Origin of the sequence: Streptomyces sp. B5E4 (assembly GCF_039871555.1) — a bacterium.
Taxonomy (GTDB): Bacteria; Actinomycetota; Actinomycetes; order Streptomycetales; family Streptomycetaceae; genus Streptomyces.
On the sequence record NZ_JBDPMI010000019.1, the window covers coordinates 25,668 to 40,876 of the forward strand.

The window sequence follows — 15,209 nt, forward strand, 5'->3', positions numbered from 1 at the left end:
GGGCGGAGCCGAGGGACGGGCGCGGACAGGATTTGCTCTACGAGTCGTAGAGCAACCGTGGGCGGCACCGTAGCAGGAATCCGACAGGTTGCTCTACATCAGGTAGAGCAAATCGGGGCCGGCGGACGGACGCTCTCTCGGCCGTGACCGGGCCGCCCGGCTCCGCGGCGCCCAGGGCCCCTTGGGTCAGCGCCGGGGCGGGGTGCGGTCGCGGGTGGTGAGGGTGAGGAGGGCGGCGGTCAGGGAGCAGGCGGCCAGGAGGAGGAAGACGTGGGGGTAGCCGCCCAGGGGCGCGGCCAGTGCGGTGACGGCGACCGGGGCCAGGGCGGAGGCGGTGATGGCGGGGGCGGTGAGCAGGGCGGTGAGGAGGGCGTAGTCGGTGGTGCCCCAGCGGTCGGTGACGGCGGTGGCCTGGAGCAGGGTGACGTTGCCGCGGACCGTGCCGGCGGCGACGGCGAGTGCCACGAGCAGCGGGTACGGGCCGGGGACCAGCGCGAGCGCGGCCGTGGTGGCGCCGCCCGCGGCCATGAGGAGGAACGTGCGGGCGGTGGTGCCGGTGCGGCGGGCGAGGGTGGCGTACAGGGTGCGGCCGAGGGTCTGGCCGGCGCCGCCGAGGCCGAGGGCCCAGGCCGCGGCGGTGGGGCCGGCACCGCGCTCGGCGAGGAGCGGCACCAGGGCGATGACGACGCCGAACATGGCGAAGCCGTTCAGCATCAGGGCGGCGGCGAGGGTGACGAACGGGCGGGTACGGGCCACGGACCGGCTGCCGCCGCCCGGGAGCCGCGGGGGTGGCGGAGGTGCGGCCGGCCAGGGGGCGCGCAGGGCGAGGGCGTGGGCGGGGAGGGTGACGAGGGCGAGGACGGCGGCCAGGACGGCGTACGTGGTGCGCCAGGAGAAGTGCGCGGCCAGGGCGGCCGTCAGCGGGGCGAAGACGGTGGACGCCAGACCGCCGGCCAGGGTGACGACGGTCAGCGCGCGCACACGGTCCTCGCCCCACCAGCGGGTGACGGCGGCGAAGGCCGGCTGGTAGAACGTCGCGGCCATGGCGATCCCGGCGAGCAGCCAAGCGGCGGTGAACGCCGCCTGGTTGGGGGCGGCGGCGAGGGCGGCGAGGGCGGTGACGCCCAGGGCGGAACCGCCGGTCATGACGGCGCGCGGGCCGCGGCGGTCCAGGACGCGCCCGAGGGGGATCCCGGCGAGGGCGGAGACCAGGAGTGCGGCGGAGAAGGCGGCGGTGGTCGCGGTCGGGGACCAGCCGGTGTCGGCGGTGATGGCCGGGTTGAGGACGGGGAAGGCGTAGGAGACGATGCCCCAGCTCGTGATCTGGGTGGCGCACAGGGCGGGGAGCACGGCGCGGGGCCGCGACCGGTTCCCCGTGCCGGTCGCGGGTGCGGCGAGCCGGCCGGTCGTCACGAGAGCGCGGGGCGGCAGCCGTGGCGGGTGCCGCAACGGCCCGCGGGTGGCGCGGCGTCGGCCCGTACGGAATCCGCCGTGGCCGGTCTCCACGCGCCCGGCTGCCCGTCCGCGCCCATGTGGCCCTGTACGCGCTGCTCGCTCACGGGACTCCTCGCGGTGGCTCGGTGCGCAGTTGCCGACATGGCCGATCCTGCCCGGCCCGCGCCCGCCGGGACATCGCCGGAAGCTGTGGAATCCGTACGGTCCGGCGAGGTGAACCTGCGAAACTTGCGGATTGCACGGAGGTGAACCGCGCCGACGAGGAGATACGGGCATGCCCGGTCGCCCTGCCACCGGAAAGGTCTACGCGCACGCCAAGCTGCGCCGCCTGCGCCGCGAGCGCGGCATGAACCAGGTCGACATGGCCCGCGCGCTCGGCATCTCCACCAGCTACGCCAACCAGATCGAGCAGGGCCGGCGCCCGCTGACCGTGCCGGTGCTGCTGCGGATCGCGGAAGTCTTCGGCGTCGACGCGGAGTTCTTCTCCCAGGCCGAACAGGACCGGCTCGCCACCGACCTGCGGGCCGCCCTCGCCGACGAGGCGTGCGGGGCGCCGCTGCCCACGGCCGAGGAGATCACCGAGGCCGCCCGCGACCACCCCGAGGTGGCCCGCGCCCTGGTCGCCCTGCACCGCCGCTACCGCGACGCCGCGGAGCGGGCCGCCGCCCTCGCCGCGCCGGGCCCCGGCGGCGGCGCCGTACTCCCGCCCGGGGAGCCGCACGACGAGGTCCGGGACTTCTTCTACGCCCATCACAACCACTTCGCGGCCCTGGACACCGAGGCCGAACACACCGCCGCCGCCGCACGGTCCGGTTCCGGCGAGGCGGCGGGGCCGCTCGCCGCCCGCCTGGCCGGACGCCTCGCCGGGCGCCACGGCGTCAGGGTCGTCGACGCGGCCCCGGGCCGGGCCGCGGACGCCCGCCGCTTCGACGCCGCGAACGGGCTGCTGTTCCTCTCCCCGTGGCTCAGCGACGGCCAGCGCGCCTTCCAGCTCGCCACCCAGCTCGCCCTGCTGGAGCACGGCCCGCTGCTCGACGCGCTCGCCGGCGGCGCCGCGGAGCTGACCTCCCCCGAGTCGGCGGCGCTGGCCCGTATCGGACTGGCGAACTACTTCGCCGGCGCGCTCCTCATGCCGTACGCCGCCTTCCACGCCGCGGCCGAGGAGGGGCGCTACGACATCGAACTGCTCTCCGCCCGCTTCGGTGTGGGATTCGAGACCGTCTGCCACCGGCTGAGCACCCTGCAGCGCACCGGCCGCCGCGGGGTGCCGTTCTCCTTCCTGCGGGTCGACCGGGCCGGCAACATCTCCAAGCGGCAGTCCGCGACCGACTTCCACTTCTCCCGGCTCGGCGGCACCTGCCCGCTGTGGACGGTGTACGAGGCGTTCTCCGCACCCGGGCGCATCCTGCCCCAGGTGGCGGAGATGCCCGACGGCAAGCGCTACTTCTGGATCGCGCGCACGGTCACCCGCGGCGGCTACGGACACCACGCCCCGCGGGCGGAGTTCGCCGTCGCGCTCGGCTGCGAGATCCGGCACGCCCACCGGCTCGTCTACGCCGGGGGCGTGGCCCTGGAAGACCCCCGCGCCGCCACCCCGATCGGCCTGGGCTGCCGCATCTGCGAGCGCCGCGACTGCGCCCAGCGCGCCCGGCCCCCGGCCGGGAGCCGGCTGGCGATCGACCCCGACCGGCGTACGTACGTGCCGTATCCCGTGGACTAGCCCTCGATGAGGCCCTTGATCGCGATCGCGGCGAAGAACACCAGGACGATCTCGCTGATCACCCAGGAGTGGGAATTCATCCAGTCGCGGATTTTCGGCAGGACGGCACCGGCCCGTCTCCCGAGAAACACGACGCACAGCGCCGGAATCGCCAGGAGCAGCAGGGTCAGCGCCACGAAGGGAAGGCACTGCCACCAGGGGTCGCCGCTGCGTTCGACGTGGAATCCCGCCGCGACCGAGCTGGCGATGTCCGTCGGGAAGACGCCCATCAGCGCGAGCCCGATCAGAAGGGCGAACTTCGGCTCCGCCGTCTGGAGCCTGCTCATCCACTTCGGCGGCTCCGACTTTCCCCGGTTGAGGTAGACGCGCACGATCAGGAACAGCATCAGCACGAGCACGATCCCGTCGATGCCGCGGTCGACGGCCGCCTTGTGGCCACCCGCGGAGTGGTCGACCCCCTTGGCGACGAAATAGGCGACGGTGACCGTCGTGGTGACGGAGATCGCGGCGCCGCCGAGATAAGCGATCGAATTCGCCGCCCAGCGCCCGCTCGTCGCCAGGAAGAAGGAGGTGACGATCTGCGGACCCGCGATCATCACGAAAGCCAGTGGAAGGATTTCGCCGAAACTCACGGCAATCGCCATCCCCTCGGGAGCACGACGGTCCCGCCGAAACTACCATTGGCGCCCGCATTCACCTCGCACGACTCGGGTGAGTCCGGAACCGACGTCATTCCCGGCAAGCCGCAGGCTGCCGGTCGCGCACGGGATTCCCTGGCGCTCCACGACGTCGGCGTAGTAGTTTCCCCCCTGCCCGAAGCCCGACCGTGCCGGAGGGGGCACGCGTGAGTCAGCCGCCGGACCTCCAGCATCCCCGGTTCGCCCGCCAGTACCTGAAGATGGCCCCCGCCGCCGACCGCCGCGGCGGGGCCGAGCACCGGCAGCGGCTGCTCGCCGGACTGACCGGCCGGGTCATGGAGATCGGCGCCGGACAGGGGCGCAACCTGCCGCACTATCCCGGCACCGTCACCGAGGTCGTCGCCGTCGAGCCCGAGGACACCCTGCGCGCCGCCGCCGAGCGGGCCGCCGCCTCCGCGCCCGTGCCGGTGCGGGTGGCCGCCGGGCACGCCGGGGAACTGCCGGGTGCGGACGGCGAGTTCGACGCCGTGGTCTTCTCGCTGGTGCTGTGCTCGGTGCCCGACGTGCCCGCGGCGCTCGCCGAGGCCGCCCGCGTGCTGCGGCCCGGCGGCGAACTGCGGTTCTACGAGCACGTGCGCTCCCGGCGCCGGCTGTTCGCCGCGCTGGAGGACGCCGGCACCCCGCTGTGGCGCCGGGCCGCCGGGGGCTGCCGCCTCAACCGCGACACCGAGGCCGCCATCCGTACCGCCGGCTTCACCCTCGGCGACGTCGAGCGCTTCGGCTTCGCCTTCTCGGCACTCGCCCCCCGCGTCGCCCACGTCATCGGCACCGCCACCCACCCCTGACGCCGAATTCCGCGCACGGCCGCGCCGCCCGCTGAAAAACGGCGAGGAGTGCACGACCGCCGAATGCGCCGTCCACACCACCGCACGCCGTCCCCGACCGCGGGGGGCGGATGCTGCCGGAATACGCCGGGCTTGGTCACGGCCGCCGCCATGGCCACGCCGGCCGCTGGTCGGACTGATCGTAAAACTACACCCACTTGAGTGGCCCGAAGTGTGTCGTCGTTTTCGGCCGGACGCGGTGGAGAAATCACCTGGCGTGGCGGAATGCCCGTTCAACTCCGCTACCACCGGGCCGAGTTCGGCTTTTCCACGAGTTCGCAAAGGCAGGACAAAGTCGTGGCAAAGAATAAGACATGGGCCGCCAGGGTCGCCCTGGCCGACGTCGCGCCGAACCGTCGACAGGGCGGCGCCATACGGGCGGTGCTCACGCCCGCTTCCGTGGGCGCGACCTCCGGGTTCATGGGTCATCTCGAATTGGCCCCCGGGGAATTCATCACGGAGCACTACCATCCGTTCTCCGACAAGTTCCTCTACGTGACCGAGGGTTCCGCCGTCGTCAGGGTCAACGGCGAGGAGGTGCCCGTGGGTTCGGACGAGGCACTGCTCATCACCCGGGGGGAGCGCAACCGCATCGAGAACCGCGGAGCCGGGGTGATGAGGGCCGTCTTCCACATCGCTCCCCTCGCGCCCCGGCCCGAACTCGGCCACGTGGACACCGAACCCGTGGCGGACCCCGGGTGCGTACCGCCGCGCGTGGGCGGCTGACATGGGCGAGCACGCGGAGAAACGCCCGGTGATCACCGGCATCGGCGTACGGGCCCCGGGCGGGGTGGGAACGGAGGCGTTCTGGCGGCTGCTGGTCTCCGGGCGCACCGCGACGCGGACGATGACCCTGATCGACCCCGCTCCGTTCCGGTCCCGCGTGGCCGCGGAGATCGACTTCGACCCCTCGGCCGAAGGGCTGTCGCCCGAGCAGGCGGCGACGTACGACAGGGCGACGCAGCTCGCGCTCGCCGCGACCCGGGAGGCGGTGCGCAGCAGCGGGCTCGACCCGGCCCGGACGGACCCCGCACGGATCGCCGTCAGCATCGGCACCGCCGTCGGCTGCACCACCAGTCTCGACCTGGACTACCAGCGGGTCAGCGACAACGGCGCGCACTGGCTGGTCGACCACACACGGACCGCGGAGCAGATCTTCGACTACTTCATCCCGTCCTCCATCGGCCGGGACGTCGCCTGGGAGACGGGGGCGGAGGGCCCGGTCACCGTGGTCTCCACGGGCTGCACCTCGGGCCTCGACGCCGTGGGCTACGGGGCCGACCTCATCCGCACCGGGCGGGCGGACGTCGTCGTCTGCGGCGCGACCGACGCCCCCATCTCCCCCATCACCGTGGCCTGCTTCGACGCGATCAAGGCGACCTCGCCCAACAACGACGACCCGGCGCACGCGTCCCGGCCCTTCGACCGCAACCGCGACGGCTTCGTCCTGGGCGAAGGGGCGGCGGTGTTCGTCATGGAGGAGCTGACGGCGGCGTACCGCCGCCGGGCCCGCGTGTACGCCGAGGTCCGCGGCTTCGCGACGCGGTCGAACGCCTACCACATGACGGGCCTGACACGGGACGGCCGGGAGATGGCCGAGGCGATCCGGGCCGCCCTGCGGCAGGCGCGCTGCACCGGCGACGACCTCGACTACATCAACGCGCACGGCTCCGGCACCCGGCAGAACGACCGGCACGAGACCGCCGCGTTCAAGCGGAGCCTGGGGCGGCGCGCGTACGAGGTGCCGGTCAGCTCCATCAAGTCGATGATCGGGCACTCGCTCGGCGCGATCGGCTCGCTGGAGCTGGCCGCCTGCGCGCTGGCCATCGAATACGGCGTGATCCCGCCCACCGCGAACTACGCCGAGCCCGACCCCGAGTGCGACCTGGACTACGTGCCCAACGTGGCGCGGGAGCAGCGGGTGGACGCCGTGCTCAGCGTCGGCAGCGGCTTCGGCGGCTTCCAGAGCGCGGCGGTGCTCGCCCGGCCGCCGGCGAAGGCGGCGTCGTGACCGTGGCCGCCGGCATCGCGGTGACCGGTGCCGGGGGGACCGGCGGCGCGGCGACCGGCGCCGTCGTGACCGGTGTCGGGGTCGTCGCGCCCAACGGCATCGGTACCGCCGAGTACTGGGCGGCGACCCTCGCCGGCGCCAGCGGCATCGGCCTCCTCCAGCGCTTCGACGCGCGCGCGTACCCCGTGCACGTCGGCGGCGAGGTGCTCGCCTTCGACGCCGACGCCCTGTTGTCCCAGCGCCTGCTGCCGCAGACCGACCGCATGACGCGCTACGCCCTGGCCGCCGCCGACTGGGCGCTGGCCGATGCCGGGCTGGCCGACCTCGGTGCGTCCGGCCTCGGCGAGTACGACCTGGGCGTCCTGACGGCCGGCGCGTGCGGCGGTTTCGAGTTCGGTCAGCGGGAGCTGCAGAAACTCTGGGGGACCGGCCCCGAACGGGTCAGCACCTACCAGTCGTTCGCCTGGTTCTACGCGGTCAACACCGGCCAGATCTCCATCCGCCACGGCCTGCGGGGACACAGCTCGGTCTTCGTCTCCGAACAGGCCGGCGCCCTCGACGCGGCGGCCCACACCGCGCGCCTGCTGCGTACGGGCACGCTCCGCGCCGCGCTGACGGGCGGCTTCGACGCCCCGCTGTGCCCGTGGGGCCTGGTCGTCCAGCTCCCGACCGGACTGCTCAGCACCTGCCCCGACCCGGAACGGGCCTATCTGCCCTTCGACGCCGACGCCGCGGGCTACGCGGCCGGCGAGGGCGGGGCGCTCCTGGTGGTCGAGCGGGAGGACACGGCGCTGCGCCGGAACGCCGCCCGGATCTACGGGCGGATCGCCGGACACGCCTCGACCTTCGACCCCCGCCCCGGCTCGGGCCGGCCGCCCGCGCTGGCGGCGGCGATCCGGGGGGCCCTGGACGAGGCGCGGCTGGACCCGGCGGACGTCGACGTGGTCTTCGCCGACGCCCTCGGCGTACCGGCGGCGGACCGGGCGGAAGCGGAGGCCCTGGTGCGGGTCTTCGGCCCGTCGGCCGTCCCCGTCACCGCGCCCAAGACACTGACCGGCCGGCTCTACGCGGGCGGCGCGGCCCTGGACGTGGCCACCGCCCTGCTGTCCATACGCGACTCGGTCATCCCGCCGACCGCCGGCACCCGTTCCCCCGCCTCCGGCCTCGGCATCGACCTGGTGCGGGGCGCGCCCCGCGAGACGGCCGTGCGCAACGCGCTGGTCGTCGCGCGCGGCGCCGGCGGCTTCAACTCGGCGATGATCCTCAGCCGCTACGGCTGACCGCGGCCCCGCCCGTACCGGACACACCACACACGCGCGCCGACGCGCACTGCCCCAAGGAGGACACGCGTGTCCGAATTCACCCTCTCGCACCTCGTCTCACTCATCAGAGACTGCGCCGGAGAATCCGACGTGGCCGATCTGAGCGGCGACATCGCCGACATGGCCTTCGAGGAACTCGGCTACGACTCGCTCGCCCTGCTGGAACTGTCCGCCCGCATCAAGCAGACCCTCGGCGTCGAGGTCGCGGAGAGCGACATGCGGACCCCCGGAGGCACTCTCCGGCTCATCAACGAAGCAGTCTCCGGAAGGGAAGCCTGACATGGGAGCGCGCACCGAACACGCCATCGTGATCGACGCCCCGGTCGACCTCGTGTGGAGCATGACCAACGACATCGAGTCGTGGCCCGACCTCTTCGCCGGCTACGCCGAGACGGAGATCCTCCGCAGCACGGACGACGGCATCGACTTCCGGATCAAGACCCGCCCGGACGCGAACGGACGCGTGTGGGAGTGGGTGTCCCACCGCGTCCCCGACCGGGACTCCCTCACGGTCAAGGCGTACCGGATCGAAACCGGCCCCTTCGTCTACATGAAGCTGCACTGGACCTACCGCGTGACCGGCGAGGGCACCGAGATGCGCTGGGTGCAGGAGTTCGACATGAAGGACGGCGCCCCGTACGACAACGCGACGATGACCGACCATCTCAACGAGATGTCGGAGATCAACATGGGGCGGATCAAGGAGATCGTCGAGACGGCGCACCGGACGGGGCAGGAGGGCGCCCCGGCCGGCTGACGGCCCTGACCGTGCCGGGTGCCATGGCCGTCTGGGGCGTGGTGCGGTACCCGGACGTGCCGGGGCGGGTGCCCCGGCACGTCGGGCCGCGCTCGGCCACGAGGGCGCGGACGGCCTCGGGGTCAGGACGCCGAGCCGCCGGTGGCCAGGCGCATCAGGTCGGTGGTGAAGTCGACGTCCGCCGCGCTCTGTTCGGCGCGGCTTGCCTGGCCGGCGAACCGGTGCCGGTACCCGGTCCAGTTGTCCTCGGCCATCCGGCGGGGCGCGTCGGTACGCAGCAGGACGGCCAGTTCGCCGGCCGCCCGGCCGATCCGCTTGCCCAGCTCCGGGGAGCCCCAGTCCTCCGGGGCCGCGTACAGCGACGTGGGCACCGGCAGGGCGCGCAGGAAGGCGAAGAGGGGGCGGAGCTGGTCGTCGGTGACCATCGCGTGCCGGGCGGTGCCGCCGGTGGCCGCGAGGATCACCGGCACGGCGATGAGCAGGTCGTTGTCGATCAGGTCGGCGAACGACTTGAACAGGCCGCTGATCCCCGCCTTGTAGACGGGCGTGGCCGCGATCACCGCGTCGGCGTCCGCCAGCCGGGAGATCGCCTCGCCCACCGGCTCGGTGGGGAAGCCGGAGACGAGCGAGCGCGCGATCTCGGTGGCCAGCGGCCCGAGGTCGAGCATCGTCACGGTGGCCGTGATCCCGGCGGCGCCCAGGGTGTCGATGCTCTGCTGCGCGATCCGGCCGGCCAGCCGGCGGGTCGACGACTCCTCGCTGACACCGGCGTTGACGACGACGATCTTCCGCTCCGTGCTCATGCCGGCCTCCTTCGCTGCGGTCGGGCGGGGGTGGGGGCGGGGCGGGGGGCGGCGGCGATCAGGGCCTCCGTCAGCTCCCGCAGGGTTTCCATCTGCTGCCGGTCCAGGGCCCGCGTCATCACCTCGCGCACCTGCCGCGCGTGGGCGGTGCCCAGGGTGCGGTACGTCTCGCGGCCCTCGGCGGTGAGCGCGATGCGGCAGGCGCGGGCGTCGGCGGGGTCGTCGCGGCGTTCGACGTACCCCCGGTTCTCCAGCCTGGCCACCAGGCGCGAGACGCCGGCCTGGGTCAGCAGTGCGTCCTCCATCAGTTCGGTGATCCGGCGCCCGTCGTCGGAGCCGGACAGGGCGTGCAGGACGGCGTACTCGCGGGGGAGCACGTCGCCCCAGTCGCCGGTGTACTCGAACTCGCGGGCGATCGTGGCCTGGGCCCGCAGCAACGACTCCCAGGCCGCGACCGCGATCTGCGTGGTGGTGGCCATCAGCGCACCACGGGGAACTCGGCCCGGCGGGCGGGGTCGCTGTCCTGGTACGGCAGGGTGCCGGACAGGTTGTCGCCGCGGTTGGGGTTCGGCCGTGGCTGACGCGGTTCCGCGTCCCCGTACTTGGCGGTGACGAGCGAGGCGTGCGTCGGCGCGTCCGGCACCCCCGCCGCCCGGCGCGACCGAAGCTCCTTGCGCAGGACCGGCACGACCTCGGTGCCCAGCAGCTCGACCTGCTCCAGGGCCGTCTCGACCGGCAGCGCCAGGCCGTCGAGGGCGAAAAGCTGCCGCTGGTAGTCGCCGAAGCCCTCCTGGAAGGTGAGGACCTTGTCGATGACCTGCTGCGGGCTGCCCACGGTCAGCGGGGTGGCCGCCATGTGGTCCTCAAGCCGGGACCCGCGGAACATCGGGTAGTTCTCGAAGTACGGGCGGAAGCGCTCCACCGCGTCCTGCGACCGCTCGGCGATGAAGGACATCCCGCCGAGGCCCACGATGGCCTGCTCGGCGGTGCCGTGCCCGTAGTGCGCGTACCGCTGCCGGTAGAGGTCGACGAGCCGCTTGAAGTGGAAGTTCGGCGCCAGGATGTGGTTGGCGAAGAACCCGTTCCCGTAGTACGCGGCCTGCTCGGCGATCTCCGGCGAGCGGATGGAGCCGTGCCAGACGAACGGCGGCACGTCGTCCAGCGGCCGGGGCGTGGCGGTGAACCCCTGCAGCGGCGTACGGAACTTCCCCTCCCAGTCGACGACGTCCTCGCGCCACAGCCGGTGCAGCAGGTTGTAGTTCTCCAGCGCCAGCGCGACGCCCTCGCGGATGTCCTTCCCGAACCACGGATAGACCGGCACGGTGTTGCCGCGCCCGACCATCAGGTCCAGCCGCCCCTTGGCGACGTGCTGGAGCATGGCGTAGTCCTCGGCGATCTTCACCGGGTCGTTGGTGGTCATCAGCGTGACCGAGGTGCTGAGCACGATGCGCTGCGTCTGCGCGGCGACGTACGCCAGGAGGGTCGGCGGCGACGAGGGGATGAAGGGGGGATTGTGGTGCTCGCCCAGCGCGAACACGTCGAGCCCCACCTCGTCGGCCCGCTTCGCGACCCGGACGATGTTGTCGATCCGCTCGGCCTCGCTGTAGGTGCGGCCGGTCGTCGGGTCGGGTGCGATGTCGCCGACGCTGAAGATCCCGAACTGCATGATCCTCTCCTTCTCGCTCTGCGCGTCCGCGTGGGCGCGTACCCCCTCAACAACATGACTGGTCATGTATTCCGGAGGGACGTGCGCGCGGTGCGGATGCAGACGGATCACGTACGAAGGGCACGCGGGCGGCCTCGGCGGCCCATACTGGGTTTCCCATGAAGAAAGCATCCGCGCCCCGGCGCCATCTGCCCACCAGCCCCTTCGACGCGCCTGCCGTCCCCACTGTCAAGAGCTTCGCGCCCGGCGACCGGGTCACCCACGACCGGTACGGCCTGGGCACGATCGTCGCCGCCGAGGAAGGCGTCGCGATGCTCGTCGACTTCGGCTCGCGCCAAGTCCGGGTCACCGCTCCGTACGATCACATGGAAAAACTCTGAACGCGCGCAGGTAAGCGGTCCGAGGACCGCGCAATGCAAAGGAAGGGGCCGTGCCCCCGCGGCACGGCCCCTTCCTTTGCGGCTTTCGCCGCGACACGCCGGATCAGACGATGCGGATGTTCTCCGCCTGCAGGCCCTTCTGGCCCTGAACGACGTCGAACTCCACCTGCTGGCCCTCGACCAGCTCGCGGAAGCCCTGAGCGTTGATGTTGGAGTGGTGGGCGAAGACGTCGGCGCCGCCGCCGTCCTGGGCGATGAAGCCGAAGCCCTTTTCGCTGTTGAACCACTTCACGGTTCCGTTTGCCATGGCTTGTATCTCCTTCTTGGGGGGCATACCCGGACCATACGTGTGCATGATCCCGCGTCGCCGCGATGAATTCCCGATCCGGAGCAAGCACCGAAAAACACAAATGCGCCCGAGGTCAAAGCCAGCAGGCGCACACAAAGTAAATGGGAACCACAACTGCAACTTCTTCAGCCTAACACAGGACATCCGAAGGCCGCGGCCGTCCGGATCAGGGCGCCGGCGGGAAGCGGAGGGTGACGGTCAGGCCGCCTTGCGGGCCCGGGGTGGCGGTCAGGGCTGCCGCGTGCGCCTCGGCTATGGAGGCGGCGACGGGGAGGCCCAGGCCGTTGCCCGGGGTGGGGGCCGTGCGGTCGGGGGTGAGGCGGCGGAAGGGTTCGAAGAGGGCCGGGATCTTGTCGGCGGGGACCGGTGGGCCGGTGTTGACCACCGTCACCGTGCGGCCCTCGATGCGTACGCGGACCCGGCCGCCCGGGTGGTTGTACTGGACCGCGTTGCGGACGACGTTGGTCATGAGGTGCCGCAGCAGGATGCGGTCTCCTCGCACGGGCGTGGCGTCTTCCGCCTCGGCGGTGAGGCCGACTCGCCGCTCCGCCGCCGCGGCGGCGAGTTCCGCGGTGACCAGGCGCGTGGTGGCGGCCAGGTCCACCTGCTCGGTCTCGTCCAGGCCGCGGTCGCCGCGGGCGAGCAGCAGGAGGGCGTCGACCAGGTGCTCCGCCTCGCGGTTGGTGGCGAGCAGGTCGGCGCGTACCTCCGCGAGGTGGTCGGGCAGCGGGTCGGCGAGGGCGACCTGGAGGCTGGCGCGCTGGGTGGCGAGAGGGGTCTTGAGTTCGTGGGAGGCGTTGGCGACGAAGCGCCGCCGGGTCTCGAAGGCGCGCTCCAGGCCGTCGAGCATGGCGTCGAAGGTGTCGGCGAGGCGGTGGAGTTCGTCGTCGGGACCGGTCAGGGCCAGCCGCTGGTGCAGGTTCTGCTCACTGATGCGGCGCGCGGCCGCCGTCATGGACGCGACGGGGCGCAGCGCCCGGCCCGCCAGCCACCAGCCGAGGACCCCGGCCAGCAGCGCCAGGACCAGGACGCCGACGCCGGACCAGACGGCCATCTGCCGCAGGGCGGTGTCCTGGACGGCCCGGACGGTCTCCTCCATCTTCCGGATCCCGGCGAAGTCGCCGGGATTCCTCGGCACGGAGGCGTCCGTGGGGTGGGCGCCGGGGATCGGCCGGCCGCCGCTCAGTCCCGCGGTGGCCGCAGCGGGATCGTGCCGCGGTCCCGGGTGCTGTCGAGCATCGCGCGGTTCACCGGCGGGCGGGGGGCCGGGGTGGCGGCGGTGAGCCGGATGACGTCGCGGCCGACGAGGGCCGTGCGCCATTCGGCGAGGGTGGGGCGGGTACCGTACGCGCCGGCGGCCTGGGTGAAGCGGTCGCGTACGGCCGCTTCCTGGCGCTCGTCCAGCTCGCCGGGGACCGGGTCGAGTCGCCGCCCCGGCGCGGTGTACGCGTCCCGGGCGAGGATGCGGCCGGTGGCGAGGGCGGCCTTGTAGCGGTCGCTGTCCACCGTGGCCGAGCCGGCCGGGGCCAGCGGGTCGCCCCAGTCGGGGGTGTCGGCCTGGGCCAGGACGGGGGAGCGGCCGGCGACCCGGAAACCGTCGCAGTCCAGCAGGTAGACGGCGGGCTCGGGGCGTACGGTCCACAGGATGTTGGCCTGCGAGACGTCGCCCAGCACCAGCCCCCACGCGTGCAGCCGCTCGACCGATTCGACCAGTGCCAGCGCGAGTTCCCGGCGCTGGCCGGGCGCGGGCTGGACGATGCTCTGCCAGGACGGCTTCGGCTCGCGCAGCAGGAACTGCAACTCGGTGAGCTTCACGGTGCCGCCCCGGGTCTGCCACGTCATCGTCGCGGGGGCCCGGTGCATCAGGAAGCCGACCGCGCGCCCACCGTCCACCACCCGGCACAGCGGCCACGCGGCGCGGGCGTCCAGCTGCGCGCGCTCCTCGGGCGGCAGCGCACGGTGGACGCCGACGAGGGCGGCCAGCGCCTCGCCGTCGACCTCGTGCGGCGCCCGGTAGCTCTTGTACAGCAGGCCGGGGACATCCCGTAGCGCGTGCACCTCGCCCTGGCCGCCGTCGCCGATCTTGCCGCCGGAGGCCAGGGAGGCCAGCGGCACGTCCGTACCGTCGTCGGCGGTCACCCGATGCCCTCCCAGAGACAGATGATCGTGCGGTCGTCGTCGTACGACTTCAGCCGGGTCTGCGCGTGCCAGAGGAAGTCCGAGGGCTGCGGTACGCCGGCGGTGTGCCCCCACTGTTCCGCCACGTGCTCGCGGAACTCCTTCTCCCCGGCGAGCGGTCCGGAGAACCCGTCCGTACACAGCACCAGCACGTCCCCGGGCTCGGACGGCTCCAGGAGGCGGGCGCTGACCTGCTGGTACGCGTCCGGGAGCGCCGCGGTACGGGTGTCGATGACGCCGCTGCCCGCGGCGGCGGTCGCGGGGTGGTCCAGGTTCCACCAGCCGCGGTCGCGCAGCCGGAACAGGCCGCCGTCGCCGACCCCGAGGAAGCCGCGTACCCGGACCGCGGGGTCGAGCGGGACGACAAGGGCGCGGAACGTGGTGGCGTACGCCGTCGCCGGCGCGTCGATCGACGCCCGCAGCTCCGCCGCGGCGGCGGCGACCGCCTCGTCGGCCAGGGCCTGGAACCGGGCGCCGTCCCCGGTGCGCAGCGCGGCGGCCCACTCGGCCGCGGCCCCGTCGAGTTGCCGGGCGGCGCAGGCGACGACGGCGTGCGCCCCGCGGTGCGACAGCGGCGCGGAGCCGACCCCGTCGGCGACCGCGAGCAGCAGCAGGCCGTCGCTGCCGGCGAAGTCCTGCGGTCCCGCGCCGCCCCCGGCGGCCGCCGGGCCGAGCCGGGTCACGCCGAGCGCGTCCTGCCGGCACTCCCCGCGCCACCGGTGGGAGTCGCCCCGTACGGATGCGGCCCTGACGGTCAGCGGCCCGAGTTCGGCGCCGTCGACGACGCTGTCGGGCAGCACGGCGGCCAGCGGGTCCCCGTCGTGTACGGAGGGCAGGCCCAGGGGCCGCGGCGGGTAACTCGGCGGCCGCCCGACGTACGCGGGCACGCCCCGGGCGGCCTCGGGCGGGGGCGCGGGGTCACGGGGCTGGATGATGGCGCGCCGGATCTCGGGCGGGAGCCCTTCGAGCAGTCCGTCGCTGCCTCCGTGGCTGCCCGTGCCCTGCGTGAGCGGCGTACCGCCGTCCGGCGGTGTCTGACGGTCCAT

18 protein-coding genes are annotated in these 15,209 nt (G+C 73.5%); 8 read left to right on the top strand and 10 right to left on the bottom strand.

The features are described 5' to 3' along the window. Positions 1–186: 186 nt before the first annotated feature. The gene (locus ABGA99_RS22840) at positions 187–1,413 is read right to left on the bottom strand and encodes an MFS transporter (RefSeq protein ID WP_347583324.1); all 1,227 of its coding nucleotides are present in this window, start codon (positions 1,411–1,413) and stop codon (positions 187–189) included. Beyond that, positions 1,410–1,559: a hypothetical protein gene (locus tag ABGA99_RS22845; RefSeq protein ID WP_347583325.1), complete on the bottom strand. Its 150-nt coding sequence runs from the start codon at positions 1,557–1,559 to the stop codon at positions 1,410–1,412. The genes ABGA99_RS22840 and ABGA99_RS22845 overlap by 4 nt, the downstream gene beginning before the upstream one ends. A gap of 170 nt (positions 1,560–1,729) precedes the next feature. Here ABGA99_RS22845 and ABGA99_RS22850 point away from each other — a divergent pair, with 170 nt between their 5' ends. Further along, a complete protein-coding gene (locus tag ABGA99_RS22850; protein ID WP_347581363.1) occupies positions 1,730–3,175 on the top strand; it encodes a short-chain fatty acyl-CoA regulator family protein in 1,446 nt (481 codons plus the stop codon). Here the strand turns inward: ABGA99_RS22850 and ABGA99_RS22855 are convergent. Next, positions 3,172–3,819, bottom strand: a complete 648-nt coding sequence (locus ABGA99_RS22855) for a GAP family protein (protein WP_347581364.1) — start codon at positions 3,817–3,819, stop codon at positions 3,172–3,174. The two genes, ABGA99_RS22850 and ABGA99_RS22855, sit on opposite strands and share 4 nt — an antisense overlap. Before the next feature lie 200 nt (positions 3,820–4,019). Here ABGA99_RS22855 and ABGA99_RS22860 point away from each other — a divergent pair, with 200 nt between their 5' ends. The 6 genes from ABGA99_RS22860 to ABGA99_RS22885 all read left to right on the top strand — a co-directional run bounded on the left by ABGA99_RS22860 (position 4,020) and on the right by ABGA99_RS22885 (position 8,787). Continuing rightward, on the top strand, positions 4,020–4,658 hold the full coding sequence (locus tag ABGA99_RS22860) for a class I SAM-dependent methyltransferase (RefSeq protein ID WP_347583326.1): 639 nt from the start codon (positions 4,020–4,022) through the stop codon (positions 4,656–4,658). A gap of 336 nt (positions 4,659–4,994) precedes the next feature. Next, entirely contained in the window at positions 4,995–5,423 is a 429-nt protein-coding gene (locus ABGA99_RS22865; protein WP_347581365.1) for a cupin domain-containing protein, read from the top strand. 1 nt (position 5,424) lies between these two features. After that, positions 5,425–6,708 carry a beta-ketoacyl-[acyl-carrier-protein] synthase family protein gene (locus ABGA99_RS22870; RefSeq protein ID WP_347581366.1) on the top strand — a complete coding sequence of 428 codons (1,284 nt, stop codon included), beginning with the start codon at positions 5,425–5,427 and terminating at the stop codon, positions 6,706–6,708. Further along, positions 6,705–7,988: a ketosynthase chain-length factor gene (locus tag ABGA99_RS22875; RefSeq protein WP_347581367.1), complete on the top strand. Its 1,284-nt coding sequence runs from the start codon at positions 6,705–6,707 to the stop codon at positions 7,986–7,988. Before ABGA99_RS22870 ends, ABGA99_RS22875 begins: the two co-directional genes overlap by 4 nt. A 69-nt stretch (positions 7,989–8,057) precedes the next feature. Next, a complete protein-coding gene (locus tag ABGA99_RS22880) occupies positions 8,058–8,309 on the top strand; it encodes an acyl carrier protein (protein ID WP_347581368.1) in 252 nt (83 codons plus the stop codon). A 1-nt stretch (position 8,310) separates the two neighbouring features. After that, positions 8,311–8,787, top strand: coding sequence for an SRPBCC family protein (locus ABGA99_RS22885; RefSeq protein WP_347581369.1), 477 nt, complete (start codon positions 8,311–8,313; stop codon positions 8,785–8,787). 122 nt (positions 8,788–8,909) lie between these two features. On the opposite strand, the gene ABGA99_RS22890 is transcribed toward ABGA99_RS22885, so the two are convergent. The 3 genes from ABGA99_RS22890 to ABGA99_RS22900 are packed head-to-tail and all read right to left on the bottom strand — an operon-like array spanning position 8,910 to position 11,256. Then, positions 8,910–9,590, bottom strand: coding sequence for a CE1759 family FMN reductase (locus ABGA99_RS22890; protein ID WP_347581370.1), 681 nt, complete (start codon positions 9,588–9,590; stop codon positions 8,910–8,912). Then, entirely contained in the window at positions 9,587–10,069 is a 483-nt protein-coding gene (locus ABGA99_RS22895; protein WP_347583327.1) for a MarR family winged helix-turn-helix transcriptional regulator, read from the bottom strand. The genes ABGA99_RS22890 and ABGA99_RS22895 overlap by 4 nt, the downstream gene beginning before the upstream one ends. Beyond that, positions 10,069–11,256 carry a CE1758 family FMN-dependent luciferase-like monooxygenase gene (locus ABGA99_RS22900; RefSeq protein WP_347581372.1) on the bottom strand — a complete coding sequence of 396 codons (1,188 nt, stop codon included), beginning with the start codon at positions 11,254–11,256 and terminating at the stop codon, positions 10,069–10,071. The genes ABGA99_RS22895 and ABGA99_RS22900 overlap by 1 nt, the downstream gene beginning before the upstream one ends. A 158-nt stretch (positions 11,257–11,414) precedes the next feature. On the opposite strand from ABGA99_RS22900, the gene ABGA99_RS22905 reads away from it, so the two are divergent. Beyond that, entirely contained in the window at positions 11,415–11,636 is a 222-nt protein-coding gene (locus ABGA99_RS22905; RefSeq protein ID WP_347581373.1) for a hypothetical protein, read from the top strand. Between the two features lie 103 nt (positions 11,637–11,739). Here ABGA99_RS22905 and ABGA99_RS22910 read toward each other — a convergent pair whose 3' ends face one another. From ABGA99_RS22910 to ABGA99_RS22925, 4 genes are all read right to left on the bottom strand, one after another. After that, on the bottom strand, positions 11,740–11,943 hold the full coding sequence (locus ABGA99_RS22910; protein WP_347581374.1) for a cold-shock protein: 204 nt from the start codon (positions 11,941–11,943) through the stop codon (positions 11,740–11,742). 208 nt (positions 11,944–12,151) lie between these two features. Further along, positions 12,152–13,123: a HAMP domain-containing sensor histidine kinase gene (locus ABGA99_RS22915; protein ID WP_347583328.1), complete on the bottom strand. Its 972-nt coding sequence runs from the start codon at positions 13,121–13,123 to the stop codon at positions 12,152–12,154. A gap of 44 nt (positions 13,124–13,167) precedes the next feature. Continuing rightward, on the bottom strand, positions 13,168–14,124 hold the full coding sequence (locus ABGA99_RS22920; protein ID WP_347581376.1) for a hypothetical protein: 957 nt from the start codon (positions 14,122–14,124) through the stop codon (positions 13,168–13,170). Next, entirely contained in the window at positions 14,121–15,209 is a 1,089-nt protein-coding gene (locus ABGA99_RS22925; RefSeq protein WP_347581377.1) for a protein phosphatase 2C domain-containing protein, read from the bottom strand. The genes ABGA99_RS22920 and ABGA99_RS22925 overlap by 4 nt, the downstream gene beginning before the upstream one ends.